The 4,797-nt window shown below is 57.3% G+C and carries 6 protein-coding genes; all 6 read left to right on the top strand.

Annotated features, from left to right (window positions below):
• On the top strand, window positions 1-654 hold a 654-nt coding region (locus Q0526_RS13810; RefSeq protein WP_298734691.1), incomplete at its 5' end, for a methionine gamma-lyase family protein.
• A gap of 280 nt (window positions 655-934) precedes the next feature.
• The gene (locus tag Q0526_RS13805; protein ID WP_298734688.1) at window positions 935-1,351 is read left to right on the top strand and encodes a hypothetical protein; all 417 of its coding nucleotides are present in this window, start codon (window positions 935-937) and stop codon (window positions 1,349-1,351) included.
• A gap of 29 nt (window positions 1,352-1,380) precedes the next feature.
• The gene (locus tag Q0526_RS13800) at window positions 1,381-2,175 is read left to right on the top strand and encodes an AraC family transcriptional regulator (protein ID WP_298734685.1); all 795 of its coding nucleotides are present in this window, start codon (window positions 1,381-1,383) and stop codon (window positions 2,173-2,175) included.
• Between the two features lie 488 nt (window positions 2,176-2,663).
• Window positions 2,664-3,098, top strand: a complete 435-nt coding sequence (locus Q0526_RS13795) for a PTS sugar transporter subunit IIA (RefSeq protein ID WP_298734682.1) — start codon at window positions 2,664-2,666, stop codon at window positions 3,096-3,098.
• Window positions 3,099-3,113: 15 nt separating this feature from the next.
• A complete protein-coding gene (locus Q0526_RS13790) occupies window positions 3,114-4,304 on the top strand; it encodes a glycoside hydrolase family 88 protein (protein ID WP_298734679.1) in 1,191 nt (396 codons plus the stop codon).
• A gap of 47 nt (window positions 4,305-4,351) precedes the next feature.
• On the top strand, window positions 4,352-4,797 hold a 446-nt coding region (locus Q0526_RS13785), incomplete at its 3' end, for a PTS system mannose/fructose/N-acetylgalactosamine-transporter subunit IIB (protein ID WP_298734676.1).

Raw genomic sequence — 4,797 nt, 5'->3', positions numbered from 1 at the left:
ATCATTATCTTTGTGGATAACTGCTATGGCGAGCTTACCCAGATGAAGGAACCCTGCCAGGCAGGGGCCGATCTGGTGGTGGGCAGCCTGATCAAAAACCCCGGCGGCGGCATTGCCCCCACCGGCGGCTATATCGCAGGCCGGGCGGATCTGGTGGAGCAGTGTGCCTACCGCCTCAATGCGCCGGGTCTGGGCAAGGAGCTGGGCTGTACCCTGGAGACCCCGCGGGATATGTACCTGGGCTTCTACTATGCGCCGGGCGTGGTGTGCGAGGCCATCAAGACCGCTATTTACGCACAGTGCCTGCTGGAGCTGCTGGGCAAGAACCCCATTCCCCGTTACTGCGAGGACCATAACGACATCGTTACCTGCTTTGATGCCGGTACGGCTGAAGCGCTGGTGGGCTTCTGCCGGGGCGTACAGGCAGCCAGCCCGGTGGACAGTTACGCTGCACCGGAACCCTGCCCGGAGCCGGGTTATACCGACGAGGTGATCATGGCCAGCGGAAGCTTTACCCAGGGCAGCACCATTGAGCTGTCCTGTGACGGCCCCCTGCGTGCACCCTACACCTGCTATCTGCAGGGCGGATTGAACTTTGCTGCCAGCCGCGCCGGTGTGCTGCTGGCTGTGCAGAATGCGTATTTTGCTCAATAATAACCATTTCGCCCCTGGCTTTTGGCCAGGGGCTTTCTGCTGCGCAAAATTTGCAGCGCGGATTTTTGGCAGGACTGGATGTGGAATAAAAGGGCAAAGTATGTTATTATAAAGAAAGATACGTGAATTTCTTGTAAATTTGCCGGGACAAGGTCCACTTTTCGGGTCATGCCCCAGGCTGCAGGAAGAATGAAAGGAACGCTGCCTCCCCACAGGGGGGCAGGCCGGAGCAGGGGGGCTTTGGCAGACCTGCTTGCGGCCAATGCAGAAAGGAGCAGCTATGCAGGTAGGAGAAGCCGAAAAGGTCAAGTTCAGTCTGTTCAAAAACCGCTTTGTTTTTGCGTGCGGTCAAAATGGGCTTACGCTGGAAAAGGTGGGGGGAGGGATCTGCCTGTACGCCACCGACCATACCCATCAGGAGATCTACTGCGCCATGCCCTTGGGGATGGAGCGGGAGTTCAAGGATGCGGCCTACTTTATCTATGCCCCCAACGAGCACCAGATGCTGCTGCGGGTCCATAAAGCGGTGATGCTTGTGGATTTTGAGGGGCACTGGTGTTCCACCAATGTGCCGGAGTTCCGGGTCTACGGCTCCAAACTTTGGGGACAGGAGTGTACCCGCCCCTGGACGCCGGAGCATACCCAGCTGTATAACGAAGCCGAGAAATGGCGCATCGCCGCCTCCAGCCAGGACTGAACGCTGCTTGACAGAATGAGGTGCAAACGATGAATCGGATCATGTATATCGGGGAGCATCCCAAGATCTACGATGTGCGGATGCACAAACATAAACACTGGGAGGCAGTGTACTGCACCGCCGGCGGCGGTGCCTTCCGCTTTGAAAATCAGCCCCCGATCCCATACAAGGAAGGGGATACGGTGGTGATCCCGCCCCAGATGGCGCATGCGAACTCTGGTACAGAGGGGTTCGCAAACATCCATATCATGCTGGACTCGCCCTCGTTTCCATACCAGGATGCTTTCCGTGTGGGGGACGAGGATGGCTGTCTTGCCAACGCCTTTGCACAGGTGCGGATGCATCATATGTCGGACCGTAAACGCCACGAACTGGTGCTGGCGGCGCTGGGAGAGCTGATCGCCAGCTATATCGTGGTGTTTCGCAGCAACATGGAATTTTCGGAGCCGGTGGCGCAGATCCGCACCAGCATCATGGAAAATTTTGAGGATTCGGACTATAAGCTGGATGAGTTCATCCACAGCCTGCCGTTCAGCTATGACTATCTGCGCAAGTTGTTCAAAAAAGAGGTGGGGGTCTCTCCGCTGGAGTACCTGACCAGTATGCGGATGAAAAATGCAGAGCGCCTGCTCACCTTGTGGACCACCGGCTACACCGTGACAGAGATCGCCCAGATGTGCGGGTATGACAATGCGCTGTATTTTTCCCGCGCATTCAAAAAATATTACGGCTGCGCACCCACTCAGTTCATGAAGGGTAAAACCGGGGTCTACCTCAATGTGCAGGACCGCACCGAGTTGGAAGCCAGTAAAGCTGCACGCTGAAAAAAATATTCAAACGAATGGAAAGGCCCCGGTGCACTTTGTAGCGCTGGGGCGTTTTTGACGAATTTTGCGGGTCGATTTTGTGGAATTTTTCGGTCATCTGCATATTTGTGATGAAAGATGGATTCAAAATATCCGTTTTGTGAATAAAAAGTAACGGATAGGGTATTCAAGTACGGTCCCAAGGGGGCTATACTAAAAACACAGCCGGACACTCCCCGCAAGCTGAAAGGCCCCTTAGGGCCGCAGCCTCCCTCTCTGTGCGATCGGGGGTGCGATCCGGCACAAGTCTCCGCAGGTCCGGTGCACAGCTGCCAAGGTGCGCCGGGGTGCAAACCGGTGAGAGACTGTGTATCACCCTTCTGAGAAAACGGCGGTGCAGCGGCGCTTTTGCGCCGCGCCGCCGTGCCAGAGGGCGCAGTGGTCGTCCTGCCGCAACAAGGCGGCTCGGAATATCAAACATCTTGCAAGCAGGAGGAGAACTAAAAATGGTCAGTATCTTGATTATTGGTCACGGACATTTCGCCACGGGCGCGCTCAGCGCTACCCGCCTGGTCGCAGGCGCCCCCAGCAACGTCTATGCGCTGGACTTCCCCGAGGGGATGAGTGCTGATGAGCTGAAGCAGCAGATGCAGCAGCTGATGAGCAGCATCGAGACCCCGGAGATCCTGGTCATGGCAGATCTGGCCGGCGGCACCCCTTTCCGCACGGCGGTGGAGCTGAAGATGATGCTGACCGACAAGCAGATCCGGGTGATGGCCGGCGCCAATATGCCCGCCCTGGTGGAGGCCGCTTTCTCCTCCGACAGCATGGACCTGGTGGAGCTGACCGAGGATGCCGTGCAGACCGGTGTGGAGGGCTTTGTGGATTGGGACGCTCAGTCCGAGGAGGAGTCCGAGCCGGAGTTTGAGGACGGTCTGTAAGCCGGGGGGTGCAAAATGATCAAGACCATTCATGTGGAGCCGATCAAAAACCGGGACAAATACCTGTCAACCCCGATGCTGACCAAAGCCGAAGTGGAAAAGGCCATGGATCATGTGGTGGCCCAGACCCGGCTGAATATGGAGTATTTCGGCACCAAGTTTCCTTGGTCTGCCACCAAAGGCCAGAAATATCCCATCATCGAGAACATTGAGTGGACCGATGGTTTCTGGACGGGCCTTCTGTGGCTGTGCTATGAGTACACCGGGGACGAGGCGTTCCGCCAGCGTGCAGAGCAGAACATCGACTCGTTCCTGCATCGCGTAGAGAACCGCATCGAGCTGGACCACCACGATCTGGGCTTCCTGTATTCCATCTCCTGCGTGGCAGGGTATAAGCTCATCGGCTCCGAGAAGGGCAAGCGGGCTGGTATCCTGGCTGCGGACAAGCTGATGGAGCGGTACAATGCACGGGACGGCTTTATCCAGGCCTGGGGTGCAGTGGGTGCAAAGGACAACTACCGCCTGATCATCGACTGCTTCATGAACATCCCGCTGCTGTACTGGGCCACCCAGGTCACGGGCGACCAGAAGTACGCCGATGCAGCCGACCATCACTTTGAAAAAGCTGCAAACTATGTGATCCGGGACGACGCTTCGGCGTTCCATACCTACTACTTCGATGCGGAGACCGGCGAGCCGCTGCGGGGCGCTACCCGTCAGGGCTACAGCGATGATTCTGCCTGGGCACGCGGCCAGGCATGGGGTATCTACGGCATCCCGCTCAACTACCGGGAGAATCACAACCCTGCTTCGGTCAACCTGTTTGAAGGCATGACCAACTACTTCCTCAACCGCCTGCCGGAAGACGATGTCTGCTACTGGGATCTGATCTTTGGCGACGGCTCCGGCCAGTCCCGTGACTCTTCGGCGGCTGCGATCGTCGTCTGCGGTATGCTGGAAATGGGCAAGTACCTGCCGGAGCTGCATCCGGACAAGGTCACCTATCAGCACGCCTGCCACCGCATCCTGCGCAGCTTGATCGAAAATTATCAGGGCACCGATGCCCAGCCCGGCAGCCCGGTGCTGTACCACGGCGTTTACTCCTGGCACAGCGGCAAGGGTGTGGACGAGGGCAACATCTGGGGCGACTACTACTATATGGAGGCGCTGCTGCGCTTCTACAAGGATTGGAATCTGTACTGGTAAGCGCCAGTACCGGTCAATAAAGTCATAAGTTAAGGAGGAAACCAAGTATGCCGAACATTGTTGCATTCCGTATTGACGAGCGGCTCATCCATGGCCAGGGTCAGATCTGGATCAAGGCTCTTGGCGCAAACACTGTGATCGTAGCCAACGATGCTGCCAGCGAAGATCCCATCCAGCAGCAGCTGATGAAGGCTGTGGTCCCCAAGACCATTGCGATGCGCTTCTTCTCGGTGCAGAAGACCTGTGATCTGATCCACAAGGCTTCTCCCAAGCAGGTGATCTTCATCGTCTGCAAGACCCCCGAGGATGCGCTGCGTCTGGTAGCAGGCGGTGTGCCTGTAAAGGAGATCAACGTGGGCAACATCCACCGCGCACCCGGCAAGGAGGAGATCAGCAAGTTTATCGCTCTGGGACCGGAGGACAAGGCTGCTCTGCGCGAGCTGCGTGATACCTACGGCATCACCTTCAACACCAAAGCAACGGCCACCGGCGA

Source organism: uncultured Subdoligranulum sp. (assembly GCF_937890665.1).
The sequence above is the reverse complement of the archived record's forward strand: the minus strand, read 5'-3'. Positions and strand labels throughout refer to the sequence as shown.